The following is a 26,995-nucleotide window of genomic DNA, read 5'->3' on the forward strand; positions in this document are numbered from 1 at the left end:
GCGAGTTCAGCCGCGGATCGCGATAGGCTGTCCACCAGGCAATCGTCGAAACGTCGCCGTCGCCTTTCGTCCCGCCCTCTTTGAACTTGGCCGGAAGCGGCATCTCCGGAGGGACGTGATCCGGACCACTCACGCAGCCCGCGAGAAGGGACAATGCGGCGAGGACTGCAAGGCGGCGCATGGGGTCTCCATCAACAACGGGCGCTGAGTGATTCGCCAAGTGAGCATTGTCGATGACGGTTAATTTTTCACACCCGTGCCACGTGCCTCAACGCGAGATTTTGGGGAGCGTGAGAGCGTCTGAAGCAATTCGGTAACCCATGGCCGCGCCGCATGCGAAATACCATTGAATTCTAATCGATAGGATGTTATCTAATTTCATGACGAAAAGAATGAACAAGACCTGGGCTGAGTTCGCACCCTTGCTGATGATTTGCGGGCGCGGATGGCGCCGGGCATTGAACGCCGTCTTGACAGAGCACAAGCTTTCCGATGCCAGCGCCGCGCCGTTGATCGCGCTGCTGCGCCATGGCGACCGGATCCCGCAGAATGTGCTTGCCGAGCGGGTCGGCGTGGAAGGGCCGACACTCGTTCGTGTGCTCGACAGTCTGGAGAACGATGGCTTGATCTGCCGGGTGCCCGATGAGGCGGACCGACGCATCAAGCTGGTGCAACTGACCGAAGGGGGCACAGCGGTCGCCGAGCGCGCCGAAGGCTGTGCGGCAGAGCTGCGAGAACAGATCCTTGGCGATATCGACCCGGAACAGGTCGAAGCAGCCCTGGCCGTTCTGCGCGCGATCGCCGAGAAGACCGCGGCCCTAGCCGGAACACAGGACAATGACGAGCAGCAGTAATACGATCGGCCCGAGTGTCGCGGACGTCGTTTTTTCCATCAAGACCTTCGCCGCAGCCATGCTGGCGCTCCTGATCGCGCTGTGCTTCGATCTGACCAATCCCTATTGGGCCGTCGGTACCGTCTATATCGTGGCGCACCCCTTGTCGGGCGCGAGCACGTCGAAGGCGATCTACCGGCTGATCGGCACGGCGCTCGGCGGCGCCGTTACCGTCATCCTGATCCCGAACCTCGTCAATTCGCCGGAGCTTCTGACGCTGGCGATTGCACTTTGGATGGCGTTCTGCCTCGGCGTCAGCCTGCTGGACCGCACGCCGCGCAGCTATTCGTTCATGCTGGCCGGCTATACGACGGCGCTGACCGGATTTCCGATCGTTGCCAACCCGGACACGGCCTTCACCTATGCAACGGCCCGGGTGGAAGAGATTGCGCTCGGCATTATCTGTGCCGCAGTCGTCAATCGCGTGGCCTTTCCGCGCCACGCCGGACCCGTCCTCGCTGCGCGCATCGACGCCTGGCTGAAGGACGGGGCGGAGCTCGCGATTGGAACGCTGAATGGCAAGGGGCGGGACGCTCCGCTCCAGGGAGCTGCCCGCAGGCTTGCTGCCGATGCGGTCGATCTGCACAGTTTCACCACCCATGTCGCCTACGATACGTCGGGCCTTCGCGATATGGTCGGCCGCACAAGAACCCTCCAGCAGAGGATGGTCGCGATGCTGCCGATCGTCTCGGGTCTTGCCGACGTTCTGCACGCATTTGGCAGGGCAACGGACGGCACGTTCACGCCTGCGGTCAATGAGTTGATCGATAGAGTGACCGGCATGCTCGCATCCAAGGCGCCGTACGGCGACGACGAGAGGCTGGAGCTTCTGTCACTGATGGAGAGGGCAGAACGGGAAGGCCGCGAGCAGGACCAGTGGAAAGGGCTTCTCGCTCATAACTTCACGGCTCGCCTTCGCGACCTCTTGCAGATCTGGGGCGACTGTCTGGCCCTGAGTCAGGATATCGAGACCGGTACTCGCCATGACCTGCGCTGGAAGCGTTTCGGCACGCTGTTCGACCGCGCGCCGATCCACAAGGACTACGGCATGGCCGTTCACTCGGGGCTGTCGGTGATGCTCGCCACCTTCATCGCGACGGCGATCTGGATCTTTACCGGTTGGCCGCAGGGAAGTGCCGCCGCGATGATGGCCGGCGTGCTCTGCTGCATCTTTTCAACGATGGACGATCCTGCTCCGATGATGCTGAAATTCCTGAACGTCGCGATCGTCACGGTGATCGCTGCCTTCATCTTTCAGTTCGGTTTGATGCCACTGATCCACGGCTATGTGCCGCTGGCCGCCGCGCTTGGGCTGGTTCTCATCCCCGCGGGGCTGATGATGACCCGGCCGTCGCTCGCGCTCTACGGCCTGGGCTTTTGCGTCAACTTTCCGAACATGCTTGCCTTGCAGGATCGGCTGAACCTCGATTTGGCGTCGTTCCTGAACTCGAACATGGCCATGATCGTGGGGATGATCGTCGCCTGCGGCACGACGGCGCTGGTCCGCTCGGTCGGCGCCGAGTGGAGCGCCTACCGGGTTCTTCGGTCGGGCTGGGCCGATATCGTGGCTGTAGCGCGCAAGCGGGACGGACCGGACTTTGCGCGGTTGCTCTACCGCATGGTCGATCGGTTCGGGCTGGTGGCGCCAAGGCTTGCAATGATCCCGGCAGAATCTGCCATCGCCCAGACCGATATCCTGCGCGATCTGCGCAACGGGCTGAACACGATGGAGCTGCAGCGCCACAGGCAGTTGCTGGCCCGCGACAAGCGCGATGCGATCGACAACGTGCTTGCCGGTGTAGCCGATCATTATCAGGACAAGCAGCGCAAGCGCGATGCCCAACCAAACGACGGCCTCCTCAAGACGCTCGATCATGCCCTGCAGCAGCTCGTCGACCTTACCAGGTCGTCGGCGGTTGACGGCACATGCCGGGCCGTCACCGCGCTCCGATACAGTCTCTTTCCAGATGCGGCCTCGGCGCTGCCGGCCGCCAGCGGCAAGGCCGGCGCTCAACCAGCAAGGGAGAACGCAGCATGAGAGCGGAAATCGATCTCTACGGTGTCTTCATACCGACGCTCGCCGCCATTGCCGTCGTCGCCTTCATTCTCAGCGCAATCCTGCGGCGCGTGCTTTCCTTCGCCGGCTTCTACCGCCTCGTCTGGCACCGGCCGCTCTTCGATACGGCCATGTATTTCTGCCTGCTCGGCGCTCTCGCGCTGTCTCTCAACAAGGTGTCATTATGAAATCGCTTCTCGCTTACTCCGGCCGCTTCCTGCTGACCGGCGCCGTCGTGGCGCTGGCGGGTGTGCTCGGCTGGCATCTCTGGGACTACTACATGGACGAACCCTGGACGCGCGACGGCAAGGTTCGCGCCGACGTGGTCCGCATTGCCTCCGATGTGTCCGGCATTGTCAGCGAGGTCGAAGCCAGGGACAACCAGACGATTCGCAAGGGCGACGTCATCTTCCGCATCGACCAGGCGCGGTTCGCGCTCGCATTGCGCCAGGCCGAAACCCAGATGGAGAGCAGCAAGGCCGCGCTCGACATGGCCAAGAGCGACCTTGAGCTTTATCGCAAGCTCGCAGAAAGCTCGGTCACCCGTCAGAAGATCCAGCAGGCCGAGACGACCGTGCATCAGGACGAAGCGACCTACGATCAGGCCGTCATCAGCCGAGACACGGCGCAGCTCAATCTCGATCGCTCCGTGGTGCGGGCGCCCGTCAACGGCGTTCTGACGAATTTCTCGATGCGCCCTGGCAACTACGTCACGGCCGGAAGCGCGGTTACCGCGCTGATCGACAGCGACTCCTACTATATCTCCGGGTACTTCGAGGAAAACAAGCTCGATCGTATCAAGGTCGGCGATGAAGCGCGGGTCTATCTCATGGGCAGCAAGACCCCGCTGAAGGGCCATGTCGACGGTGTCGCCGGGGGTATCGAAGATCGCGAGCGCAGCGATACCAGCGCTCAACTCGCCAACGTCACTCCGACGTTTACCTGGGTGCGGCTGGCGCAGCGCATACCCGTCCGGGTGGCTCTCGACGACCTGCCGGAGGGGACGGCATTGGTCGCCGGGCGGACAGCCAGCGTGGCCATCATCAACTGACCACCGTCAACCGACATTGTGGGCGGTCCGCGAGGGCCATCTTCCTATTCCTGAAGTTTACCGGTCCAGGCGTCCCTTTGACCAGCGGTGAACAGTGGCTCGGCCTGAGGTAGCACCCGGCCGGCCCGAACAACAACGGACGCCCCGCGACCAGGAGACAGCCGTGGACGATCGCCACGTCATCGAAATCACCGCTTGGCTGATGCAGAGCGGGCTGAAGGGCATGTCGGAAGCAGACCTGCTTTCCGGTTTCTGCGAGCGGTGCCGCGCCAATGGGATGCCGATCGAGCGGTCCGTCGCGGTGATGGATACGCTCCATCCGATCTACGAGGGGCGTGCTTTTCGTTGGGACGCCCGACAACATATCGAGCGCGTTTCGGAATATGGCGTCTCCGGACCGGGCAATTTCGCGGACAACTGGCTCCGCTCCGCCTTCCACTATCTGGAAACCGAAGACGCGAACGAGGTGCGGCGGCGCCTTCATCATGGCGATCCTGTCGATTTCTATTTTCTGGACGAGCTGAAGGCGTCAGGTTTCACGGACTTTATCGCCATGGCCCATCGCTTCGGCGACGAGGGGACGATCGGCGAGATCGACTGCTTCTTCTCGCACTTCGCAACGCGGGCGGGGGAAGGCTTTGCCGAGAGCGATCTGGTGGCGCTGCGCGAATTGCTTCCCTGCCTGGCGCTCGCCGTAAAATGCGTGACCGTCAGCGGCGTGGCCGGAACGATCGCCAAGGTCTACCTCGGCCAAGATGCGGCCAAGCAGGTCCTGCACGGCAAGATTACCAGAGGGCGGAGCGATCGTATTTCGGCGGCACTCTGGTTTTCCGATCTCGCCAATTTCACGCACATATCGGATACCGTCGATCCGGAAGAGATCATACCGATGCTGAACGACTACGCCGACGCGGTGATATCCTCCATTCAGGAGGCGGGCGGTGAAGTGCTGAAGCTGATGGGCGACGGGACGCTTGCCATCTTCAAGGGCAGGAAACCAACGGAGGCCTGCGCGGCGGCGTTGAGGGCTCGCGCGATGCTCGACAGGCGCTTGGCCGATCTGAACGCACAGCGCCGTATCGAGGGACGCCCCGTCACGGACGTCTATCTCGGCCTGCACATGGGAGACGTCTTTTACGGCAATATCGGCAGCAAGGACCGTCTCGACTTCACCGTCATAGGGCCGGCGGTGAACGAGGTCAGCCGCATCGTGTCGCTCTGTCGGTCTTTGCAGCGCAAGGTGCTGATGTCGGCAAGCTTCGCGGCAATCGTTCCGCAGGCGCAGCTCGACAACCTGTTGCCGATCGGCCAGCACGCGCTGCGCGGGGTCAAGCGCGCACAGGAACTCTTCACGCTGATCCCGGGCCTATAGGGACGACCGTCATCGCCGTGCCGGGATGGCGGCAAAATGCTCGTCAAGCAGCCGGGAGAGTTTCGACGCGACACTGTCGATATCACTAGGTTCAACGCGCGCGATCCCGAACAGCAGTCCGGGCCGTGGAGCGCCGAGGTGAAAGCGCGACATGGATTGCGGCGCCATTCCACGCAGACGGAGAGCTGCGGCAACCGTCTCGTCTTCAGCAGCGGTGTCGTGGAACCAGGTCGCGAGCTGCAGGCCTCCGGAGCCGCTGCCAACTTCGAGGAGGTGGCCGCAGTGGTGCGTCAGCGCCTGGATGGTTGCCGTCATTTTTTCCGCATACTTCGCATTCATCTGTCTCAGGTGCACCCGCAGACGGCCGTCGCGGATGAAATCGGCGAGTGCTGCCTGGATATGGATCGAGACGGCGGCCCCGCGCATGCGCAGCGCCGCCGACGCGTCCGCCACCAACCAGGACGGGACGACGGCATAGGCGACGCGCAGGCCAGGCGCCAGGATCTTCGAAAAGGTGCCGAGATAGGCAACGACATCATGGCGGTCTATGCCCTGCAGTGCTGCAATCGGGCGCGAACCATATTGAAAGTCGCTGTCGTAATCGTCCTCTAGCACCAGTGCGCCGCGTGCCTGCGCCATTTCCAACAAGGCAAGCCGACGCTTAAGGGTCATCGTCGCGCCTGTTGGGTATTGGTGGGACGGGGTCACGTATATCAGCCGTGGCGAGGGACCTTCGGCCTGGCTGACGTCGATGCCGCTTTCGTCGCAGGGAACCGGCACGAGGCGTGCACCGGCGGCGCGCAGCAGGGATTTTGCGGCGGGATATCCGGGTTCTTCCACCCAGGCGATATCGCTGCCCTCGGCGCGCAGTCTCAAGGAAGCTAGCAGATCGATTGCCACCCGTGTCGACGGTACGACCAGCACCTGCTCGGGCAGGGCTGTCACGCCGCGGGTGGCGGAGAGATGTTCGACGATGGCCACCCGGAGATCGAGAATGCCACAGGCATCGCCATAACCGAGGTCGTGGATGCGCAGTGCGCGAGCCCGGGAGGCGAGGTAGCGTGCCCAGACCGCATGCGGAAAATCGGATAGATCGGGCACTCCGGGTTCCAGCAGCATTTCATGGGCCGTTGGTGCCGCTGCCGCCGGCGGGGGCAGGGGAGGCGCATGACTTACCCCGAAAGGCGACATGGAAAGCAAGGCGACACGGCTTGCCGACCCGGTGGTCGCCTCGAGATAGCCTTCCGCCTTCAATCGCTCATAGGCGTTCACGATCGTCGAGCGTGCGAGGCCGAGCGATGCAGCGAGCGCCCGCGTTGACGGCAAGCGCTGACCGGCGGCGATATGCCCAGAAAGAATGCGGTCCCGCATCTCCCGGTAAACCTGACCTTCGAGGTCGCCAGCAGCTCGTTCTATCGGCAGCCACGCGGAGGAGGTGAGAGACATGGGCTTTCAAAGTGGTCTGCAGGGAATGATCAAAGTGGAAGTTTACGCCAGACCTCTTTAAGCGAAAAACAGACTGGCTGCAAAGCGGTTCACGAGGAACTGTTTTGCCACGTGATATTCTGCACAGCGACGACATTATGCACAGACAAGGATTCTCGATGGACCTCACAGACTGGAAGGGCGTGGCGCGCCCGGACCGCATGCCGATGGACGGCCGCTATGCACGTCTTGAACCGCTGGACCCGGCGCGGCACGGCAACGATCTTTTAGCCTCGGCCCGGCAACCCGGTTCAGATGACCGTTTCCGCTACCTGTTCGAGGAGGCGCCCGCCGATCTGCAGGCCTTTTCGCCATGGCTGGAAAAGGCTGCCGCATCGCAGGATCCGCTGTTTTTTGCGGTGATCGACAAGGCGACCGGGCTTGCCGAGGGACGCCAGGCTCTGATGCGCATCGATACGGCAAACGGAGTGATCGAAATCGGCAACATTTTGTGGGGGCCTGCTATGGCGCGTACGCGCATTGCGACCGAAGCACTCTTCCTGTTTGCCAGCCATGCCTTCGACACGCTGGGGTATCGGCGCTTTGAATGGAAGTGCAACAATCTCAACGAACCCTCCAAGAAGGCCGCCTTGCGTTTCGGCTTCACGTTCGAAGGGATCTTCCGGCAGCACATGGTCGCCAAAGGGAAGAACCGCGATACGGCATGGTTTGCCATGATCGACGCGGATTGGCCGCGCCTGAAGGCCGGTTTCGAAGCGTGGCTGCGGCCTGCCAATTTCGACGAGGACGGGCAGCAGAAGACCAGGCTTAGGTTCGACTGAGCCCGGGACGGGGTCAAGAGCGCCCTACTTGCGTGCAAGGACGACGATCGTCTTGCCTTCCACATCAAGGAGCAGAAGCTTGCTTCTGGCGGGATCGACGCGCCAGCCTTTCACATCCTTCAGTGCAGCAAGAAACTTGGCCTCCTGATCCATGGCGGCAGGAGGGCAGAGCATTTGAGTGCTTGCGATCGGGCCGAATGTGATCTTGTCGCCGGCGATGTTCGCCTTGCCGACGATGCGGTTGCATCCGCCGCTACCGCTGACGGTGCCACCGTTTGCGAGCTCCAGCACGGTCTGAAGCAGATCGATGACGCCACCGCCGCGGATGTCTTCGGCCAACCAGTGGCCTTCGAGCCCGGCCTCTGCCGGTTTCGGCTTTGAGGCAACGCGGCGGACGATGATGTCGGTATTGTCCTTCCCGCCGCCAAAGACCGCGTGGTGATCGGTGGTCGTGAACATCAACTCGTTCTGAACGGTGACGCGCGCTTGCAGGCCATAGCGGTGACTGGCTTGGATGCGGGCACTGTCGAAGCGAAGTTCATAGGGGATCGGCACCTGATGCTTCGGCCTGATCGAGGTGCGGGCTATCGTTATTGCCGGTGCGTCTGCCCGGGAAACATCGACGAGCTTGACCTCAACCTTCGCCGACGGGGGCAGGGCGATGCGCTCGCGATAGGAAACCGTGCCCTGCAGCGTGCGCAGTTGCGCCATGGCAGGCGTGGCAACGAGCGTGGGTGCGGCGACGATTGAGAGTGCGGCAAAAGTCAGGACCGCCTGACACACGTTGCGGATATCCATGTCGCTCTCCTCCCGGATGCTGGCCGAGTGCACGCAGGCAACGCCTGGCTGTGCCCCAAGCCTTCATCGAACCGAGCGATATTGTCAATCTCGTGGTAACGGGAGGTCGCTGTTCGGTTGCGTGGAAGAACGTGCTCGCCGCAATGATACAGCGCAAACACGGATTTTTGTCATATTAACTGTTGCTTAATTAAAAGGGCGCATCTTCATGGTGCTGCAAGGGCATATGTGCAGCACGCATGTAAGACATGGCAGTGCATTGACTTTGCTTAAAAAAGGGGTTCGCCGTCACCTGCTGCGAGCCCCTTTTTCGTTCGATGTCAGGCCGCCCTACTGTCCGTGTGGAAGGGCTGGAGACGGCACGCCGACACGGATTGCCTTTGAGAAATTCGGCGACAAGCCATCGTCTCGCGCCCGCTGGTCGATATGGGAAACGGCTCTGAGTTGCGCCAACGGAACCGATGGATCCAGGGCACCGCGATCATAGGCGTAGTCGGGGAGGTAGCCGTTGACGATGAGCCGCCAGTCGAGCGGCACGGTGTCACCAACCAGGCGCATCATCCTTACGACGGTTGTCGTGCAATTGGTCGTGATCGAGTTGTAAAACGCCGGGGTCTTGGCAAGCGCATTGGCATCGGCGACGTACTGGCGCAGCAGGAGCTGTACGGCTGCCGGAGACGCTTTGAGCCGGTAGATCTGCACGTCTTCGCCGCGAAAGTTTGAGCGAACGCCGACAACGTCGCGCTCATCCGCGGCGATGATCACAAGCGGATTGCTCTTGAACAGATCGGCGAGCGGCGAAAACTCTCCACCCGCCCGACGACGCACTTCGATCGACCAGGGGAGTTGCTCGCCGTCCTCGAAGCCGAAGCTCATGATGACATGTGCGATCTTCGGTCCCGCCCAATATGACATGAACAGGTCGATTGTCCGCAGCTTGCCGAGGTCGTAGGTACGGGCCGTCCATCGCTCCGTAAAATCGTCTTTGCCGTGCCATTCGAAGTCGCGGACGTTGGTCAGGGTCAGCATGTCACCGTCGATTTCACCCGTGACTTGGCGGGCGACATCAGGAGCCCAGTCGGCCTGTCCGATGGGCTTGATCGTCGACCACCAGGCCAACACCGCGACGAACGCGATCGTGAATGCGAATATTGCCCAGCGACGCCGACGACCGAAAAGCATCGTGATCACGCACAGCCCGAAAAGGCCGAACAGACCGGCGGCAAAACCTCTGGCGAACTCCGGAACAGGCAAGCGGTACCAAATTGCCAGCGAAGACCACGCCGCCGCCAAGGTGACGACGAGTGCCAGTGCAGCGGTCAGGATGAGCCAAATCAGTCGCGGCAATCTCGTCTCCGTCTGTTGGTTGTCRCAGCAGGCAGCCTGTAAGATCGCGCGAAGGTAGCTGCTTGCATGAGGAGAGGCCATAGAGCCTACCCGATTTTACGGGTTCCGGGCCAGCAACTGCATCGCGAACGCGTTGACAAACAATCACGATGCCGGCTTGCCCGATCGGGCTACCGCTCAGCGACAGCTCCCCGGAGAATGTGGCGATTTGGACCACGAGGCATTCCTCGGCGGTGTGGGAGACCCTTGAGCACCGGCCATCCAATCACTATGAACTGTGTCAATCGCGCCTCAAATCAGATGGACCATCCAATGAATCTCGACGTTCAGCACCTAGACGGAGCCTGCCACTGCAGAACCGTTCGCTTCAATGTCAAATTGAAGGATGGTCTTCATACCGCCCGCCGCTGCACCTGCTCCTACTGCCAGCTGAAGGGCGCGGTTGCCGTCTCTGCTGCGAAGGACGGTGTGACTGTCGTCTCCGGAGGCGAGTGGCTAACCAAGTATCAGTTCAACACGAACGCAGCAGAGCATTATTTTTGCTCGAAATGCGGCATCTACACGTTCCACAAGCCGCGCTCGAACCCGGATTTCTACGGCGTCAATGCGGCTTGTCTGGAGGGAATCAGTCCCTTCGACTTTGAGGAGCTGCCCGTCAATGACGGCATCAATCATCCCATGGACACCAAGGGTTCTACCGGCCCTCGGCTCGCGGGCACCCTCCGATACATCCCGGCGAAATGAACCACGCCCTCCAGCGGGTGATTGCATCGACGTAAAGGCGTTTCTGAGGCCGTAGCCGTGGTCCGGATACGGCGATCGGGACGTTAGTTACTGTAACATACTTCCATTTCTGATCGCGACGCGCGACGCATGTCGGCCATCAACTTTTCAGATCAATCGCTTCAGGATGGGAACATTATGTCAAAGACATTTGGCGTCTTCGGAGGAGCAGTGTTGGCCGCTTTCCTCACCTTAACGGCCGTCGGTCGGGCAGATACGATCAGCTACGCGGATGCGGTGACTGTCCTTGCCAAGGACTGTGGCTCCGACATCAAGAAGTTCTGCAATGGCCTCAATCTCGGAAACGGCCGTATCCAGGCTTGCCTCGAGAAGAACGCATCCAAGGTCTCGCCGGCCTGTACGTCGACGCTTGGCAGCGTCATAACGTCGATCGCACAGCGCCAGGAAGCGCAGGCGTCGGTGTTTAAGGTCTGCCAGCATGACATCTCCCAATTCTGCAACAGCGTGAAGGGCGATGGCAACATTCTCTCCTGCCTCGTGGAGACGAAGCGCGTCGACAACAAGGCATGCAATCAGGCCATCACTGACGCCGGGTGGCGTTGAACATGGCCGAAAACAGGGGAAACAAGATGATCGTTCATAGCCTTGGTTTTTCGGTGGCACTCGGCCTGCTTCTGGCTCCGTGCATCGCTTCCGCCCAACAACTCGACAACAGTCAGATCATGAGCACACTAGGGCAGGTGAAGTCAGCAGCGCCTGCGGTCGATGTCGCGCTCTTGGTGGAGGAAGCCAACACCAATGTCGGGAAGGGCGTCGCAGCGCTGCCCAACTGGAGCAAGCTGTCGGAGCTCTCGCAGTTGATCGTCGAGATCGATTTCGAGAACAACTCGACTGCCATCGAGCCCAAATCCTACCGCACCGTCGGGCTGATCGCGGACGCTCTGCATCATCCGGACCTGTTCCGGTACAAGTTCCTCATCGTCGGGCACTCGAGCGCGACAGGAACGGCCAAGCACAATCTCGAACTCAGCCAGAAACGGGCCGACGCGATCAACGAGGCGCTCTCGACCACCTTCGCGGTTTCGTCCGATCGGCTCTTCTCGGTGGGTGCCGGAGAAGAGTGGCCGATCGATGCCGGCCACCCCCAGTCGGCCGACAACCGGCGGGTTCAACTGATCAATCTGGGGCTTCTCAAATAACCAACTCCACCACCTGAGCGCCAACCTGGAGGAAGCATGATGCTTGGAATCTCCGACATGTGCATGATCGGAATCTCCGACATGTGCATGATCGCGGTCGCCGCGGGCCTTCTGTAGACATCGCCGGTCCTGGCGCAGGACGCCATCTCAGCGCCCGCGCAGAAGACAACCGGTACGCCGTGGTCGCCTTGAAGACGCCGAAGCTTGAGGGCGGACACCTGACCTTCGACGTTGCTGTCTCGAAGGCGATCTTTTGGGAACCGACGGCCCGGCATCGCTGTTCATCGACTGGTTTGCAGCCCGCGGCGGTTACGGCCGCGTCGGTGTGGTTGGTGGGGTCGGGTATGTCCACGCTCCGGTCTGGCATGGCGGATGGTACGCTCATCCAGGCGCCTACTATGGAGCTGGCGTGGCAGCGGGGGCGGTAATCGGCGCGGCCGCAGTCGCCGCTGATCGGCCCTACTATGACCCGCCTCCCGCATGCGGCTACTATCCGTATCCGCGCTGCTACTGAGCGGACGGGGGCGATTCGAGGGCGATCCATTGACGCCAGTCGCCCGATCCCGCGGCCGTGTCACGTCATCCATTTGCGATGTTCGGCGAAGCGTTCGGCCAGCAGGTCAATGAAAAGCCGTACCTTCGTCGGCAGGTGCGTGCGATCGGGATAGATGGCGTTGATCGCAAACTCGACACCGCGGAAGTCGGGCATCAGCTGGACGAGGCGACCCGCGGCGAGATCTTCGGACACGACGAAACTCGGCGCGAGCCAGAGCGCGCGACCGTTGAGCGCGAGGTGACGTAGCGTCTCCGCACTGTTGGAAAGGACGCTGCCGTCGATCCTGACGCTTACCCGCTCGCCGGAGGCGGTTTCGAAGTGCCATTCATTGCCATAGGGATAGTAGCCATACTGCAGGCAATTGTGGCCTGCGAGATCGGCGGGAATCGTTGGCTCGGCACGCGTCTCAAGGTAGGCCGGCGCGCAGACGAGCAGATGACGCCACGGCGTCAGTTTGCGCACCATCAGGCTGGAATCGGGGCTGGGCACCGTGCGGATTGCAAGATCGTAGCCGTCCTCGATCATGTCGATCATCCGCTCTCCGATGTTCATATCCAGCGAGACCGAAGGGTAGAGCTCGAAATATTCGTCGATGACGGGAAGCAGAAATCGGACGATGGCGGTGCTCGAGTAGATCTTGAGCGTGCCACGAGGGGTGGTGGTCAGCGCGCCGGCCGCACGGTCGGCCTCCTCGAGTTCAGCGAGGATATGGGACGAGCGATCATAATAGAACTTGCCGGTCTCCGTGAGGCTCACCTTGCGCGTCGTTCGATTGAGCAGACGGACGCCCAGCCTCTCCTCTAGTGACTGGACGTGGGTTGCGACCATCGTCACGGACATGTTGAGACGGCGAGCAGCGGCCGAAAAACCACCGCACTCGACGACTTTCCCGAAGACCGAAAGACTTGTCAGACGATCCATGCATGCCTCCTGATTATCCGCTCTCAGCTTATGATCCTTACTGATATACGCGGATTATCAAACGAAGCCTAGCAGACCATCTTAGCCTCCATGGACACAGTTGCCCTAAAACAGTCATGGGCGGACTACAGGAGAAGTACGATGGTTGAGCTCCCCCGCAAGGAAGCATTCGAAAGTGCACAGCCCGAAACCGCGAAGGTCTCCGAGGTCCACACACCCCCGGTCCTGGAGGCGGCTGTCGAAGCGCCGAAGACATCGAGCCGAAGCGTGTTCAAGCGTGGCGTCATCGCCGCGGCACTTCTCGCCGGAGGTCTCTACGGCGCGAACGTCGGATATCACTACTGGACGGTCGGCCGCTTCATCGAGTCCACGGATGATGCCTACGTTAAGGCGGACTATACCACGATCGCTCCAAAGGTCGCGGGCTACGTCAAGGATGTCCTGGTCAAGGACAACGACGCGGTCAAGGCAGGACAGGTGCTTGCCAGGATCGACGACCGCGATTTCCAGGCTGCCCTGTCGCAGGCCAGGGCGGACCTGAAGGCTGCCGAGGCCGCTATCACCAATATCGACGCGCAGGTGCAGCTGCAGCAATCGATCATCGGCCAGGCCAAGGCCTCGATCGACGCATCGCGCGCTTCCCTTGCATTCGCACAATCGGATGCGGCACGTAACGCGAGGCTGATCACCAGTGGCGCTGGAACGCAGTCCCGCGCCGAGCAGAGCCAATCCCTCAAGGACCAGGCCTCAGCAGCGGTGGAGCGGGACGAAGCCGCACTTGTGGCGGCACAGAACAAGGTGCCGGTCCTGCAGACCCAGCGGGATCAGACAGTCGCTCAGCGCGACCGCGCCGCTGCCGCTGCGCATCAGGCGGAGCTCAATCTTTCATACACCGACATCGTTGCGGCCATCGACGGCACCGTCGGAGCGCGCTCGATCCGGGTCGGCCAGTTCGTCACCGCCGGAACGCAGCTCATGGCGATCGTGCCGCTGCATGCCGTCTACGTCGTCGCCAACTTCAAGGAAACGCAGCTCACCAACGTTCGCCCGGGCCAGGATGTCGAGATCAAGGTCGACAGCTTCCCGGATGTCGCGATCCGGGGCCACGTCGACAGCCTGTCGCCGGCGAGCGGTTTGGAATTCTCGCTCCTGCCGCCCGACAATGCGACCGGCAACTTCACCAAGATCGTACAGCGCATTCCGGTGAAGATCGTCATCGACGACGAGGCGCTGAGCGGCCTGCTGAGATCCGGCATGTCGGTCGAACCTGAGATCGATACGAAAGCCGCTGCAACCGCGGATCAAGGATTATCCGGTCAGGCAGGATAATCCTTCCGTTTCTTTCTCGATTATCACTCTCCCCAAGTCATGAGAGGTTTTCGGCAGAGCCGAAGGAGATAAGTCATGACCACGCTCCAGATCGCAGCAAACAGCAATCAATCGATCAATCCCGTCCAGGCCGCTTCCCCGTCGGCCAGGCCGGCGATGACCCCGCTCCGGATGTGGAGCGCCGTCATCGGCTCCACGCTCGGTGCGTTCATGGCCGTGCTCAACATCCAGATCGTCAATGCATCGCTTGCCGACATCCAGGGCGCGATCGGTGCCGGGACGGACGACGGCGGCTGGATATCGACCTCCTATCTGATCGCCGAGATCGTCGTCATTCCGCTAAGCGCCTGGCTGGCGAAGGTCTTCTCGGTCCGCAAATACCTGCTCACGAACGCGGTCCTGTTTCTGCTCTTCTCGGTGTCGTGCGCCTTTGCGGTGAACCTGCAGCAGATGATCGTCCTGCGTGCCATCCAGGGCTTTTCCGGCGGCGTGCTGATCCCGATGGCCTTCACCATCATCATCACGCTGCTGCCGAAGGCCAAGCAGCCGATCGGACTTGCGCTGTTTGCACTGTCCGCCACCTTTGCGCCGGCCATCGGCCCGACCATCGGCGGCTACCTGACGGAGAACTTCGGGTGGGAGTACATCTTCTACGTCAACCTCGTTCCGGGTTCGCTGATGGTCGCCATGCTGTGGGTGTCCCTTGATCGTGCTCCGATGAACCTTTCACTGCTTGCCAAGGGTGACTGGCCGGGCATCATCACCATGTCGGTCGGCCTGGCTGCCCTGCAGACCGTGCTTGAGGAGGGCAACAAGGAAGACTGGTTCGGTTCGGATTTCATCGTCCGCCTGTCGCTCATCGCCGCCGTTTCTTTGACCCTGTTCCTGATCATCGAGCTCAAGACCGCGCATCCGCTCCTGAACCTGCGCCTGCTCGTTCGCCGCAACTTCGGCTTCGGCATCCTCGCCAACTTCCTGCTCGGTATTGCACTCTATGGCTCGGTTTTCGTGCTGCCGATCTATCTGACGCGCATCCAGGGCTATAACTCGGAACAGATCGGCATGGTGCTGGCCTGGACGGGCATCCCGCAGCTTCTGCTGATTCCCCTCGTTCCGCGGCTGATGAAGCGCTTCGATGTGCGGCTGCTGATCGTCGTCGGCTTCGCGCTGTTTGCCGCCTCCAACTTGATGAACGTTCACATGACAGGCGACTATGCCAGCGACCAGCTCTTCTGGCCGAACATCGTCCGCGCCATCGGTCAGGCCCTGGTCTTCACGCCTCTTTCGGCGATCGCCACCGCAGGCATCGAGCAGGAGAATGCAGGTTCCGCATCGGCTCTGTTCAACATGATGCGAAACCTTGGGGGTGCCGTGGGCATCGCCTCGCTGCAGACCTTCCTGTCGAAGCGCGAGCAGTTTCACTCGAACATCCTGACCAACTCGGTCTCGGTTTTCGAAGAAGCCACTCGCGACCGCGTGGCAAAGCTGACCGCATACTTCATGAGCCACGGCGTCAGCGACCAGGCGGTCGCAACCCACAAGGCCGTCGTCGCAATCGCTCTGAAACTGCGGAGGCAGGCAAACATCATGGCCTTCAGCGACACCTTCTTCCTGCTCGGCATCGCCCTGCTTGTCGCCCTTGCCGCTACCCTGCTCCTCAAGAAGCCCGGTCGCCTGTCCGGCGGCGGCGCTCACTGAGCGCCTCCTGTCACAGACCCCGAAAGGCAAAGCCATGAACACGTTCTTCAAAGATCCGGTCGCCGGTGATCAACAGGCTTCCCTCGGCCGCAGCGTCGATCCGAACCTGGTGCTTTCCGTTCTGGAGTGGCTGTCCGGCGACGAGTGCCACGCCATCGACGAAGCCGGCTTGATCGCCGGGCTCGGCCGGCGGCTGCAGGCCATCGGCCTTCCGATCGATCGCCTCACGCTGCATCTCATGACCCTTCATCCGGAGTTCCTGGGGCGCACCATCGCTTGGGCACCGGGCGAACCCGTCGAAATCCACGACCGGGAGCACGGTGCCAGGCTTGGCTTTGCCACGAGCCCGCTTCGCCAGGTGATGGATAGCCGCGAGCCGATGATCGTGGGCGCGGACGAGACGAAATGGCCGTGGCAGGATATCGACGTCTTTACCGGCCGAGGTCTGAACCAGCTCGTCGTCGCCCCGCTCTGCAACGTCGATGGCCCGGTCAGCGCTGCGGTCTTCGGCACACGGCGTCCGGGAGGCTTCACGATGTCGGACAATCGCGTCATCGAGCGCATTCTCCCGGCTTTGCGAAACACCTGCGAACTGCGCGTGATGCGTCAGGCCGAACTCAGCCTTCTCGACACCTACATCGGCCCGATGACCGCTCAGCGCATCCTTGCCGGACGCATTCGCCAGGGTGAGATCGAAACGATGGAGGCAGCCCTGCTTCTTTGCGATCTCCGCGGCTTCACCGAACTCTCGAACCGACTGCCCGGTGATCGTGTGCTGGAGTTGCTGAACGCCTATTTCGGCATGGTGGTGCCCGCCATTACGCGTCAGGGCGGGGAAGTGCTGAAGTTCATGGGCGATGCCGTGCTGGCATTCTTTCCGAGTTCCGATACGCAGGCCGCGAGCAGTTCGGCCCTTGCGGCGGCGGACGAGATCCTCGACAGCCTCGAACGCTTCGAACTCGGCGGCACTACAATCAGGGCAAGTATTGCGCTTCACTATGGCAAGGTCAGCTACGGCAACGTGGGTTCGGGACGCCGACTTGATTTCACAGTGATCGGTCCGGACGTCAATCTCCTCAGCCGGATCCAGACTGCGTGCGGCGTGGTCGGGACGTCACTGCTGATGTCGGATGCGTTCCAACGCAGGATCGGTTCGCAGAGCATCGTGTCCACCAGCTTCCATCAACTCAAAGGCTTCGACGATCCGATCGAGCTGTTTACGATCGCTGCCTGACGCCGGCGTGGCCGTGCCTCGATCAGAGCCGCCGTCTCTCCGCCATCAGAAAAGCCGCAAGTACGCCGCACAGCAGGCCAAGGGACGATGGCAGCCCCTGATGTCCGATCAGTTGCATCGCGAGGCCCGTCGCGGGCGAGCCTACGATGCCGCCGATGCCCCATGCGAACGCAAAGGCCGCGTTGCCCGCGATCAAGGCCGGACCGGTGAAACGCTCGCCGAGTTGGATCAGCGACATGGTGTAGATCCCGAACGAGACCCCGCCCCAGACGAAAACGAGCGGCCAGATCAGCCATGAGTTGAAGATCGACGGCAGCAGCAGGCAGCAAGCCAGGCAAGTCAGGGTACAGAATGACATGGTCCGCGTCGAGCCGAGGTGTTCGGCCACGCGCCCGAGCAAAATCTGCAGCACGGCATTGCCTGCGATGAAACAGGTGATGAGCGACGCGATGCGCTCCTCGGCGCTGCCGAGTGCTGCGCCATAGACCGCGAACAGGGAAAGCAGGGTCTGCTCGAAGGCGGCTGCGGTGAAAACTGCAAACAACAGAAGCGGCGCCAGTGCGAAAAAGCCGCCGACCGATATTTGCTCGCCTTCTTCAGGCATGTCAGGCAGCCGCGGCACGACCGCAAGCACGATCAGGCCGCAGAGAAGGAAGGCGACGATGCCGATCAAAAAGGGTGGCCAACCCTGCGTACCGACCAGGCCGAGCGACAGCGGGCCGATGGCGAAGCCGCCCGAAACGACCGATGAATAGAGGCCCATGATGCGGCCCCGGCGCGGCGCAGGCGTGACCGCGATCAGCCAGGTCTCGCTGATCACGTAAAGCGGATTGGCGAGGAAGCCGAGCAGGAAGCGCAGCGGCATCCAGGCCCAGACGTCCTGAGTGAAGGCAATCGCAAACAGGGTCGGCGCGGTCAGGAACGAACACACGATCGCGAGCCGCGCTCCGCCCGCGCGGCGCGCCAACGCGGGGATGAAGGGTGCGGAGACGATGAAGCCCAGCGGTGTCATCGCCGCCGACAGGCCGATCAGGCCTGATGTCGTCCCCTGCCGCTCCAGGATGAAGCTGAGCAGGGGATAGGTTAGCCCCTGTGCCACGGCGAACACCGTGATGGTCGCGATGATGCCTGCCATCGCAGCCCATGGGGTCCGGTTCCCTTGTGGTGATGTCGTGCTTTCGGCAGTCATTCAGACCTCCAAGCAGGGCCGGCGAATTCCGGCAAGTGCAAGTGCCGACGAACCGCTGCGGCACGCCGAAACTGGCGATCGAGTGTGATTGCAGCATTGGCCTTTTCCTCGCGAGAAGGCTCTGCGATCTTTGCCCTCGACCTGAAAGAGGATGCACTCTGCAGGATACGAACAGCCTCGTAATTAAGCTCTCCCAAATAATTCTCAAAAACTTCCAAACGGGCTATAGATGCGCTGTATGCAGGGATCGCGCTTTGCCTTTGGTCCGTTCGTGCTTGATCCGGGTGCGGGAACGCTCCTTCGGGACGATGATCCCGTTGCCGTTGGCTACCGGGGGCTGAAGCTGCTTGCGGCGCTCGTCGGACGGCCCGGCGAAATCCTTGAGAAGGCCGAGTTGATGGACGCGGCGTGGCCGGACACGGCTGTCGAGGAAGGCAACCTCACCGTCCAGATCGCGCTGCTGCGGAAACTGCTTGGTCCTTCCGCCGACGGTGGCCGATGGATCGCCACGGTTATGCGCGTCGGCTACCGCTTCACGGGAGCCGTCGAGCAGCTCGGTGGCGCAAAGCGAAAGCCTTTGCCGCTGCCCGATAAACCATCGATAGCCGTGCTGCCCTTCGTCAATGTCAGCAACGATCCCGAGCAGGAATCCTTCGCGGATGGGTTGACCGAAGACCTGATCACCGACCTGTCCAGGATTTCCGGCCTGTTCGTCATCGCACGCAACTCAGCCTTTGCGTACAAAGGAAAGGCGATGGACGTGCGCGCGATCGCTGAGGACCTGGGCGTGCGCTACCTGCTGGAGGGTAGCGCAAGACGCGCTGCGGGGCGCGTGCGCATCAACGCGCAGTTGGTCGACGCGGCGAGTGGCGATCACCTATGGGCGGAACGCTTCGATCGCAACCTGGACGATATCTTTGCCGTTCAGGACGAGGTCACGGCCAAGATCGTGGAGGCGTTGCTCGGCCGGCTTCGCCCCCCGCCGCCGCGCAATCGGCCCAAAAATCTCGAGGCCTACGATCTTTGCGTGCGGGCGCGCAAGCTGATGGATGATTCGCCGCAGACGGCGCGGGAAGCGCATCTGATGCTGACGCGCGCGGTTTCCCTCGATCCTGATTACGCCGAGGCCTATCGCTGGCTCGCCATAAACCACTGGATGGGATGGGTGCACAGCGGCGGACCGACGGAACCCACCCGTAGCGTTGCCTTGGGACTGGCACGCAAAGCTGTCGCGATCGATCCCAACGATGCCGGTTGTCGCTGGATTCTTGCTTACCTGCTTGCCTACGAGCGCAGCTTCGCCGAGGCGGATGCGGAGTTCGCCAAGGCGATCGAGCTCGACCCGAACGAGGCCGATACCTTCGCGGCATTGTCTGATATCGCGGTGCTGGCCGGGCGGGTCGAGGAGGGCCTTGAGCATATCGCCAAGGCATTCCGACTGAACCCCTTTCCGGCGAGTTGGTACTATCTGACGCTCGGCCAGGCGCAGTATGCGGCCGGCGAATACGAAGCCGCTGTCGAGACGCTGCGCAGGGACGAGACTTATCGTACAAGCTCACGCCGTTTTCTGGCGGCAAGCCTTGCGCAACTCGGCCGGCTCGACCAGGCGCGCGCAGAGGTCGAACTGTTCCTTGTCGGCAACCCGCATTTCACAACCCGCCACTGGGCCACGACGGAGCCATTCCGCGACGCTGCGACGCTTGAGCATTTCGTCGATGGCTACCGCAAGGCCGGTCTTCCGGAGTGACGTGCCCAACGCAGCAACGGTCGGAAAATTTCTCGGGCGATTTGTCGAATTCCGATCCGGCCGCTCGTCTAGCTCGTGAAGGCGGGGCAACGGCCCGCGCGAGGACCGCTAGAGGAGAAGTCATGACGCAGTACTTGGTCGCAATTCACCACCCCGACGACTACGACCCGTCCGTCGCAGAGGACGAAGCGATGTCCCGCGATATCGACGCCCTCAACGACGAGATGAAGGCTGCTGGCGTCAGGATTTTCGTTGGCGGCCTGCACCCGGCAAGCAGCGCGAGGTCCCTGCGGGCGCAGCCCAATGGTGGGGTGTTCATCACCGACGGGCCGTACCTGGAGACCAAGGAGCACGTGGGCGGTTTTTGGGTGCTGGAAGCCGCTGACCTGGACGAGGCGCTGGCGTGGGGGCGCAAGGCCGTCGTTGCCTGTCGGGCGCCGGTCGAGGTGCGTCCGTTTCACTGACCGGGACCCGACGGTCACGGAGCGGCTTGGACGCGAGTTTCCGCGACGATGGCTTCCGGCAGCAGGTTCTGCTTTGGTGGCTGCGATATGTCCCCAAGGTAGGCGCGGTCGCACAGCAGAGCGTTGTCGATCACTGTCCGACGGGCGCGTCGATCAAGGGCTTGCCGACAATCGAGCTGCCACGAGCGCGACCGCCGAGATCAGGACTTCCAGGCTTTGAAGCCTACTGGCGCGAAAGTACGCGCGCAAACCAAGGTCTGAGAGACCGTTTGACAACAAGTTGGAGATTCGACGCAGTCCATAATTCAAGCTTCTGATGTGAAAACAGCGAATGGGGCGTGGATGGCTGTCGGCGTTGGAGCCTCTCAAACGTCCTTTGTCAGACGAGGCGACACCTCGAAGATTGAAACGGCACCTTGGGGATTGGAAACATGGCGCTCAGGCGGATGGACAATGTGGGAATCGTCGTCGAAGACCTCAGCGCGACCATTGATTTCTTTCGCGAACTCGGCCTCGAGCTCGAAGGGCGGGCTACGATCGAAGGAGAATGGGCCGGACGCGTCACTGGACTGGGCGATCAGCATGTCGAGATTGCCATGATGCGCACACCGGACGGTCACAGCCGGCTCGAGCTCTCCCGCTTCCTCACGCCCCCTGTCGTCGCAGATCATCGGAAAGCCCCGGTCAACGCCCTAGGCTACCTCCGCGTCATGTTTGCCGTGGACGACATCGACGAGACGCTTGGAAGGCTCCGCATGCGCGGCGCGCAGCTCGTAGGCGAAGTGGTCCAGTATAAGGACGCCTATCGGCTCTGCTACATCCGCGGGCCTGAAGGGCTCCTCATCGGACTCGCAGAAGAACTCAAGTGAGTGCATTGAAGGCAATACCCCACGCGCCCTCGGTTGCGCGCACCATGCGATAGCTTATCCAGATTGAGCTGCTTCCTCTTTACGGCAGGCAGGTTCTCGGCCCCCTCTACGCCCCAGCAGGGACCAGTCGGGCTCACCTTTTTTGAACCCCAGCAAGAACGCCCGGTGACCGTCCGGCATCCTTCCGGCTATTTCTGCTACCAATTCGTCCCGCGCTTTCAGAAGCGCATCGAATTCCACCGGTTCTGCGGTCATTCCATCAAAGCCCTGGGCGAATTCCTGCTCAGTATCCTTGCGGCGCGGCACGAGCACCTCCGAAATCGGCCGGCCACTCATGGCTCTCAGGTCAACGATCCGCTCACTCATCACAAGGGCCACATTTTTACGGAAACGGAAGCCGATGGTGCTGCCTCGACTTTAACCGAAAAGTTGGCTTAGGGCCGTGGGCGGACGAGCGTTTCGATCAGATTGCGCCAGGAGCGGACATCGCGATTGGTACTAGCAACCCAATTAGCTGAACAGGCTTGAAACGCTTTGCTCCCTTGCAGTGCGGGCTAGCGCTTCGCCGATCAGTGGCGCGATACTAATGCGTCGGATGTTGCCGGTCTGGCGCTGATCTTCCATTTCTTGAATGGAGTCGGTTACGACCAATTCCTTGAGCCTGCTTCCGCCAATCCGTTCGCAGGCACCCTGAGAAAGGACACCGTGCGTGATGTAGGCCGATATCTCCTTGGCACCGGCTTCCAACAAGGCCTCTGCGGCATCAATCAGCGTCCCGCCGCTATCAACGATGTCATCGATGAGAAGACAGCTCTTCCCGGACACCTCGCCAATGATGCTTATTACTTCCGACACGCCTGCGCTCGGCGGCCGCTTGTCTACGATGGCAAGATCGGCCCCGATACGCTTAGCGATGGCGCGGGCCCGCGCTACGCCGCCAACGGCGGGAGAAACGATAATCAAGTTATTTGTGTCGTAATGCTGCTCAATGTCGCGTGTCATTACTGGCGCTGAAATTAGATTATCAGTCGGAATATCGAAGAAGCCGTGAATTTGCTCCGCATGAAGATCGAGCGTTATGACCCGGTAGACGCCTGCACCTGCTATCATGTTGGCCACCAGCTTCGCCGAAATTGGAGTGCGACCAACGAGGCGGCGATCTTGGCGTGCATAGCCGAAGTAGGGCATCACGGCGGTGATACGGCGAGCAGATGAGCGTCGCAACGCATCTGTCAGGATAAGCAACTCCATGAGATTGCCGTCAGCCGGGGTGCTTGTTGACTGGAGGATGTATACATCCTCGCCGCGCACATTCTCGTGGATTTGAACGTGTATTTCTTGGTCGGCGAAACGGTCGACCGTGCAGTCTATGAGGGGAAGATTTAGGTATTTGGCAATGGCTTCGGAGAGGGCGCGGTTGGAGTTACCGGTCACCAGCTTCATTAGCGCGATCCTGTTTCAAGGAGCCTTCGGGAACATTTAGCGTGACCCGTTCGCCGACACCTTTAGAGCGTTGCGGGTGAAATCACAACCAAGTCCTTCTCGTTTTTCGGCAGTCGACCGCTTCGGGCCGACTCCAGACGAACGCCTCGGCCGGAACGCGCCCCAGAAGCGATCATTGGGAAAGCCATTGCGCTTGTACTCAGGCTTTGGTCGCCTCCGCTCTGGTCGTTGGCTTCAGCAGGATGATGAGAAGCAAGCCGGCGACTATGAGTGCCGCGCCTTCGAGATGATAGCGTTGCAACTGTTCGCCGAGGAACAGGTAGGCGAGCACGGCGATAAAGATCGTCTGGATGTAAAGCAGCACGCCCGCCCGCGCCGCCCCCAGAGCCTCGATGCTGCGATTGAAGAGATAATACATAACCGCGCCGCCCGGGATCGCGACATAGCCGAGCGCGATAAGGCCGCTGGCATTCAGCGTCGAGCGCTCGTCGGAGACAAGCTCAAACAGGTAGAAGGGCAGCGCCGTCAGCACCGCAGCACCGAGGAGCAGCACCAGGAGCGCAAGGCGATTCACATCGAATTTCGCCCGGCGGAGCAGGACGGTATAGAGGCTGAAACAGAACGCGCCAGCGACGATCCACAACTCCCCGGGATTGAGGTCGAGACGCAAGAGCGCAGCCGGGCTGCCCTTGACGATGATGACCACGATCCCGAGAAAGGCGAGGATCGATCCGATCACCTGCCAGCGTCCCATCGGCTCAGCCAGAATGAAACGGGCAAGGATCATGGTGATGATCGGGATAAGGGCGATGATGATGCCGGCAGTAGTGGCATCAGCATGTCCGAGGCCGACAAAAATCAGGCCCTGGCAGATCGCAAGCCCCATACCGCCGATGGCGAGCAGCTCGAGGCCGCGAGCCCGCACGAGCGCGATCATGGCGCCGAAATGTCGGTACACGATCGGCATCAGGATCGCCCAGGCGATCAGCACGCGCCAGAAGCAAAGCGCCCAGGGCGGCATCTCCGAAGAGACCCACTTGGCGGCGATATAGACGCCGGCCGACAGCAGCCAGCAGAAAACCCCCACGGAATAGGCGGCGGCAAGCGAACCGCCCGCCGCCTGTTCCGTCCCGACCGTGTCGCGATGGACCGCCAAGACATGTATCGCCATGGACCAGTTATGCCACAGTTCCCGTGCGCTGCACAGATGGAGGCGGCGGCACTTCGCCCTATTGCGCGAGGACGACCTCCAGCGTCGGCGGGCCGGCTACGATTAAAACGCAGCATTTCCCGATGAATAGGCGCTGGCTGCTTCGGACCGAAAGTAGTCACGGCACGGCGTCCCTACGCGCCAGGAGCCCTCATTTTTCTCTAATTCAGGGGTGGTGTGGTTGTATTCTCGCCGGTGAAAGCCGCACGAATATCAAGCGTTGTCGCCAAATGCAGCGGCAATGACCGGATATGCTAGATGCTGCTCCTGAAACCACACTGTAGCGATCTGGGATACAAATTCATCCGGGTCCAACGGAAGTCCAGCGGCACGAACGGTAGCGGCGTTTACTTGCAAAAGGCTCGCGAGCGCCTGACGATGGTATGCATAAAGCGCACCGCTCTTGATGCGACATGCCGCCGCAGCGAACTGAACCGTTGCGAGGCCACGCTTCGCCGCAGCGTCGGCAAGAGCTTCCGGTGTAAGTCGTAAGAACCTTTCGATTGTGTAGAGTGGCAGATACCCAATCGGCTTAGAAAAGCCTACTGCCGTCAAACTCTGCAACAGCGCATTTCGTTCCTCGTCGCTCAGATCGGGAGGCGCTTCCATCAAGCGGCAGCCTCAATTCGGTGACATGTGGCACCAACGGCCAGGGCGCTCGCAATCACAACGGTGCTTAACCTTGCAGCCTCACATACAAGCAATAGTACCCCCGTTTGTTCATTTCGAGCCACAGATGACCTCAGTCCAATGAAATTGGCGGCAATAAAATCCTATGGAGTGGCCAAAAACAACCGTTGTGAATCGTGGCGTCGGGTCCGCAATGGGGCCGATAGGAGACACAAACTCCTCGATAGATCGGATCGTTCATCGTCATCGTCATCGACTTCGCCCAGCCAAGCGGAGTGTCGCCGGCATAAAACGGGCCGCCGATCGCCCAGCATCCCATACCGAGGCGGGGAATTTCGCGGCCGTCCCAGAGAGTCGCCAGCGCTTCACGCCGCGCTCAATTCCTGACATATTTGCAGAGAGACAGCCCAACCGTCATGGATATCGCGTCATGAGCTTGCAAACACGTGGAAAAAGCAACACGCGCGCACCTACCGGGTCCGTTACAGGGCTTTGCTCTGCGTCCGCCACCATGTTTGCAGTGGGAATGGCGTTTCTGGGTTACTGGGGAGTGTATGAACAGGGGCGCTGGCATACAATCGATTATCTTGTGGTGGTTGTAGCTATCATCGGATTTGCAGCACTTGGTTCCGTGCCTTGGATTGTGACCACACCTGTAGCGGAGGAGGATGCAGACAAAGTCGTCGACGCCCGGCGGGCGATGGCACTGGGGACGGCCTTAATCTGGATGGCCGTCTGTATTGCCGTATTTGCCTGAGTTGCCCTGCACGTGACCCCATACGACCGCAAAATGGATCCATTTGAAGCGATAGCCCAGACCGACGCCCAAAAAATACCTGACGTTAGAGCATTTCACCCTGAGCCGCTGACGAGCCAAAATCGGTCAACGATATCGTCAAGCGGCGTGCGGCGATGGCCGGGTTGCAGACTTGCCTGACCCGTTCCCGTATTGGCTCTGCCTCGTAAAGCCAAAGCGGCGTACCCACGGCTCGAGCCGATGTGAGCGCAGCGTCTATCAGGTGGGATCGCAGGGATCGTGGTCTCATCGCAAAAATAACTTCTGTCGGGAAATGGCTGACAGTGTTTATGTTATTCCGCGCACTCGGGAAACTACAACTTCAGGATGTCGTATCACGGAGTCTGCTTTGGGCCGAAGGCGGCCCTGGCGCGGGGCAATGGGTGATTTTCCATGCGAGACGTGTAAGCTGACCAACAACCTAAGCATATGGAGAAAGTGCCAGTGCCACGTTTTCTTGCCGTTTACACTATGAAGCCCGAAGACCTCTCGTCTTTTCGAAGACTGCCAAAAGCCGAGCAAGATGCAATTGACGCCGTTGGCATAGCGCAGTGGGCAACGTGGGAGGAAAGAAACGCTGCGTTCATCCTTGATCGTGGTGGCATGGTCGGCAAAACGACCCGTATCACCAAGGACGGGGTCGCCAAAGCTGTAAACCCGTTCTGCGGTTACCTGGTAGTCGAGGCGGAAACCGCTGAGGCCGCCGCACGGCTGTTTGAGGACCACCCGCACATCACAGTGTTTCCTGGGGATGGCGTAGATATCATGCCATTTGTAACCTGAGCGCCTTCAGGCGAGCATAACCCGCCTCCGATCCGGGGGCGGAACGGTGGATGGACTGCAAAAGGCTCGTCATGAACTGGACGTGAACGGTGGCATCCTCTTTGGGCTGACAGTACTGCTGAGCCTTCGGCGTTGTAACGCCACAAGCGCTCACATCAATCCGACTATCTCGCACGGAATATTCGAAAGGCCAGCCAACCAGCGGTGACAGCGAGCACTAGGCTGGCAGGTGCGGCCCACGCCATGCCCCACATAACGGCCTCCGCATCGCTGCACTGTGCGGCCTCCGGACCCCCGCGAAACGCGTAGTCACTCCAGGCAGCAAACCCCACAACGCTGAGAACGAGAAATATGATAGTGGCACCAACTGCGATGGCGCTCGCAATCAGAACGGTGCTT

General features: G+C 61.0%; 26 protein-coding genes and 3 pseudogenes. 18 read left to right on the forward strand and 11 right to left on the reverse strand.

Going from position 1 to position 26,995, the window contains the following annotated elements:
* Nucleotides 1-181 (reverse strand): annotated as a pseudogene (locus AC1DMK_RS27100) (efflux transporter outer membrane subunit); the annotation flags it as partial.
* A 211-nt stretch (nt 182-392) separates the two neighbouring features.
* On the opposite strand from AC1DMK_RS27100, the gene AC1DMK_RS27105 reads away from it, so the two are divergent.
* The 5 genes from AC1DMK_RS27105 (at nt 393) to AC1DMK_RS27125 (ending at nt 5,372) form a co-directional block, all read left to right on the forward strand.
* Nucleotides 393-854 carry a MarR family winged helix-turn-helix transcriptional regulator gene (locus AC1DMK_RS27105; RefSeq protein WP_477863542.1) on the forward strand — a complete coding sequence of 154 codons (462 nt, stop codon included), beginning with the start codon at nt 393-395 and terminating at the stop codon, nt 852-854.
* Nucleotides 838-2,931, forward strand: coding sequence for an FUSC family protein (locus tag AC1DMK_RS27110; RefSeq protein ID WP_477863502.1), 2,094 nt, complete (start codon nt 838-840; stop codon nt 2,929-2,931). Before AC1DMK_RS27105 ends, AC1DMK_RS27110 begins: the two co-directional genes overlap by 17 nt.
* Nucleotides 2,928-3,137, forward strand: coding sequence for a DUF1656 domain-containing protein (locus AC1DMK_RS27115; RefSeq protein ID WP_477863503.1), 210 nt, complete (start codon nt 2,928-2,930; stop codon nt 3,135-3,137). Before AC1DMK_RS27110 ends, AC1DMK_RS27115 begins: the two co-directional genes overlap by 4 nt.
* Nucleotides 3,134-4,000, forward strand: a complete 867-nt coding sequence (locus AC1DMK_RS27120; RefSeq protein ID WP_037067935.1) for an HlyD family secretion protein — start codon at nt 3,134-3,136, stop codon at nt 3,998-4,000. Before AC1DMK_RS27115 ends, AC1DMK_RS27120 begins: the two co-directional genes overlap by 4 nt.
* Nucleotides 4,001-4,163: 163 nt before the next feature.
* Nucleotides 4,164-5,372 carry an adenylate/guanylate cyclase domain-containing protein gene (locus AC1DMK_RS27125; RefSeq protein ID WP_037067932.1) on the forward strand — a complete coding sequence of 403 codons (1,209 nt, stop codon included), beginning with the start codon at nt 4,164-4,166 and terminating at the stop codon, nt 5,370-5,372.
* Between the two features lie 9 nt (nt 5,373-5,381).
* Here the strand turns inward: AC1DMK_RS27125 and pdxR are convergent, their stop codons facing one another.
* The gene (gene pdxR / locus AC1DMK_RS27130) at nt 5,382-6,818 is read right to left on the reverse strand and encodes a MocR-like pyridoxine biosynthesis transcription factor PdxR (RefSeq protein ID WP_477863504.1); all 1,437 of its coding nucleotides are present in this window, start codon (nt 6,816-6,818) and stop codon (nt 5,382-5,384) included.
* A gap of 158 nt (nt 6,819-6,976) precedes the next feature.
* Between pdxR and AC1DMK_RS27135 the strand changes: the two genes are divergently transcribed.
* Nucleotides 6,977-7,639, forward strand: a complete 663-nt coding sequence (locus AC1DMK_RS27135; protein ID WP_477863505.1) for a GNAT family N-acetyltransferase — start codon at nt 6,977-6,979, stop codon at nt 7,637-7,639.
* A 24-nt stretch (nt 7,640-7,663) separates the two neighbouring features.
* Here the strand turns inward: AC1DMK_RS27135 and AC1DMK_RS27140 are convergent, their stop codons facing one another.
* Entirely contained in the window at nt 7,664-8,437 is a 774-nt protein-coding gene (locus AC1DMK_RS27140; protein ID WP_477863506.1) for a YbaY family lipoprotein, read from the reverse strand.
* 330 nt (nt 8,438-8,767) lie between these two features.
* A complete protein-coding gene (locus AC1DMK_RS27145) occupies nt 8,768-9,784 on the reverse strand; it encodes an Lnb N-terminal periplasmic domain-containing protein (protein ID WP_477863507.1) in 1,017 nt (338 codons plus the stop codon).
* Nucleotides 9,785-10,096: 312 nt separating this feature from the next.
* Between AC1DMK_RS27145 and AC1DMK_RS27150 the strand changes: the two genes are divergently transcribed.
* The 4 genes and pseudogenes from AC1DMK_RS27150 to AC1DMK_RS27165 form a co-directional block, all read left to right on the forward strand.
* Nucleotides 10,097-10,528, forward strand: a complete 432-nt coding sequence (locus AC1DMK_RS27150) for a GFA family protein (RefSeq protein WP_037067921.1) — start codon at nt 10,097-10,099, stop codon at nt 10,526-10,528.
* A gap of 177 nt (nt 10,529-10,705) precedes the next feature.
* On the forward strand, nt 10,706-11,131 hold the full coding sequence (locus AC1DMK_RS27155; RefSeq protein WP_037067956.1) for a hypothetical protein: 426 nt from the start codon (nt 10,706-10,708) through the stop codon (nt 11,129-11,131).
* A 26-nt stretch (nt 11,132-11,157) separates the two neighbouring features.
* A complete protein-coding gene (locus AC1DMK_RS27160) occupies nt 11,158-11,727 on the forward strand; it encodes an OmpA family protein (RefSeq protein ID WP_477863508.1) in 570 nt (189 codons plus the stop codon).
* 173 nt (nt 11,728-11,900) lie between these two features.
* A pseudogene (locus AC1DMK_RS27165) lies at nt 11,901-12,241 on the forward strand (hypothetical protein); the annotation flags it as partial.
* Between the two features lie 60 nt (nt 12,242-12,301).
* Here AC1DMK_RS27165 and AC1DMK_RS27170 read toward each other — a convergent pair.
* The gene (locus tag AC1DMK_RS27170; RefSeq protein WP_037067918.1) at nt 12,302-13,204 is read right to left on the reverse strand and encodes a LysR family transcriptional regulator; all 903 of its coding nucleotides are present in this window, start codon (nt 13,202-13,204) and stop codon (nt 12,302-12,304) included.
* A gap of 141 nt (nt 13,205-13,345) precedes the next feature.
* Between AC1DMK_RS27170 and AC1DMK_RS27175 the strand changes: the two genes are divergently transcribed.
* The 3 genes from AC1DMK_RS27175 (at nt 13,346) to AC1DMK_RS27185 (ending at nt 17,465) form a co-directional block, all read left to right on the forward strand.
* Nucleotides 13,346-14,533 (forward strand): HlyD family secretion protein, encoded by a 1,188-nt coding sequence (locus tag AC1DMK_RS27175; RefSeq protein ID WP_477863509.1) that lies wholly within the window; start codon nt 13,346-13,348, stop codon nt 14,531-14,533.
* 75 nt (nt 14,534-14,608) lie between these two features.
* Nucleotides 14,609-16,231 (forward strand): MDR family MFS transporter, encoded by a 1,623-nt coding sequence (locus tag AC1DMK_RS27180; protein ID WP_037067912.1) that lies wholly within the window; start codon nt 14,609-14,611, stop codon nt 16,229-16,231.
* A gap of 34 nt (nt 16,232-16,265) precedes the next feature.
* On the forward strand, nt 16,266-17,465 hold the full coding sequence (locus tag AC1DMK_RS27185; RefSeq protein ID WP_477863510.1) for an adenylate/guanylate cyclase domain-containing protein: 1,200 nt from the start codon (nt 16,266-16,268) through the stop codon (nt 17,463-17,465).
* Between the two features lie 22 nt (nt 17,466-17,487).
* Here AC1DMK_RS27185 and AC1DMK_RS27190 read toward each other — a convergent pair whose 3' ends face one another.
* Complete coding sequence (locus AC1DMK_RS27190; RefSeq protein WP_477863511.1) at nt 17,488-18,654, reverse strand: MFS transporter; 1,167 nt, start codon at nt 18,652-18,654, stop codon at nt 17,488-17,490.
* Nucleotides 18,655-18,892: 238 nt separating this feature from the next.
* On the opposite strand from AC1DMK_RS27190, the gene AC1DMK_RS27195 reads away from it, so the two are divergent.
* From AC1DMK_RS27195 to AC1DMK_RS27205, 3 genes are all read left to right on the forward strand, one after another.
* Complete coding sequence (locus AC1DMK_RS27195; RefSeq protein ID WP_477863543.1) at nt 18,893-20,401, forward strand: winged helix-turn-helix domain-containing tetratricopeptide repeat protein; 1,509 nt, start codon at nt 18,893-18,895, stop codon at nt 20,399-20,401.
* Nucleotides 20,402-20,523: 122 nt separating this feature from the next.
* The gene (locus tag AC1DMK_RS27200; RefSeq protein WP_037067902.1) at nt 20,524-20,865 is read left to right on the forward strand and encodes a YciI family protein; all 342 of its coding nucleotides are present in this window, start codon (nt 20,524-20,526) and stop codon (nt 20,863-20,865) included.
* A 431-nt stretch (nt 20,866-21,296) separates the two neighbouring features.
* Nucleotides 21,297-21,734, forward strand: coding sequence for a VOC family protein (locus AC1DMK_RS27205; protein ID WP_477863512.1), 438 nt, complete (start codon nt 21,297-21,299; stop codon nt 21,732-21,734).
* 54 nt (nt 21,735-21,788) lie between these two features.
* Here AC1DMK_RS27205 and AC1DMK_RS27210 read toward each other — a convergent pair whose 3' ends face one another.
* The 5 genes and pseudogenes from AC1DMK_RS27210 to AC1DMK_RS27230 form a co-directional block, all read right to left on the reverse strand.
* Nucleotides 21,789-22,100, reverse strand: a complete 312-nt coding sequence (locus AC1DMK_RS27210) for a hypothetical protein (RefSeq protein WP_477863513.1) — start codon at nt 22,098-22,100, stop codon at nt 21,789-21,791.
* A 144-nt stretch (nt 22,101-22,244) separates the two neighbouring features.
* Entirely contained in the window at nt 22,245-23,177 is a 933-nt protein-coding gene (locus tag AC1DMK_RS27215; protein ID WP_477863514.1) for a ribose-phosphate pyrophosphokinase, read from the reverse strand.
* A gap of 199 nt (nt 23,178-23,376) precedes the next feature.
* Nucleotides 23,377-24,348, reverse strand: a complete 972-nt coding sequence (locus tag AC1DMK_RS27220; RefSeq protein WP_037067891.1) for a DMT family transporter — start codon at nt 24,346-24,348, stop codon at nt 23,377-23,379.
* A gap of 252 nt (nt 24,349-24,600) precedes the next feature.
* A complete protein-coding gene (locus AC1DMK_RS27225) occupies nt 24,601-24,996 on the reverse strand; it encodes a hypothetical protein (protein ID WP_037067888.1) in 396 nt (131 codons plus the stop codon).
* Nucleotides 24,997-25,259: 263 nt separating this feature from the next.
* Nucleotides 25,260-25,378 (reverse strand): annotated as a pseudogene (locus AC1DMK_RS27230) (aldo/keto reductase); the annotation flags it as partial.
* A 69-nt stretch (nt 25,379-25,447) separates the two neighbouring features.
* Between AC1DMK_RS27230 and AC1DMK_RS27235 the strand changes: the two are divergent.
* Both AC1DMK_RS27235 and AC1DMK_RS27240 read left to right on the forward strand, forming a co-directional pair.
* A complete protein-coding gene (locus tag AC1DMK_RS27235) occupies nt 25,448-25,774 on the forward strand; it encodes a hypothetical protein (protein ID WP_037067885.1) in 327 nt (108 codons plus the stop codon).
* A gap of 483 nt (nt 25,775-26,257) precedes the next feature.
* Nucleotides 26,258-26,596 carry a hypothetical protein gene (locus tag AC1DMK_RS27240; RefSeq protein ID WP_183719529.1) on the forward strand — a complete coding sequence of 113 codons (339 nt, stop codon included), beginning with the start codon at nt 26,258-26,260 and terminating at the stop codon, nt 26,594-26,596.
* The last annotated feature ends 399 nt before the right edge of the window (nt 26,597-26,995 follow it).

This window comes from Rhizobium sp. 05L419, from assembly GCF_056397845.1.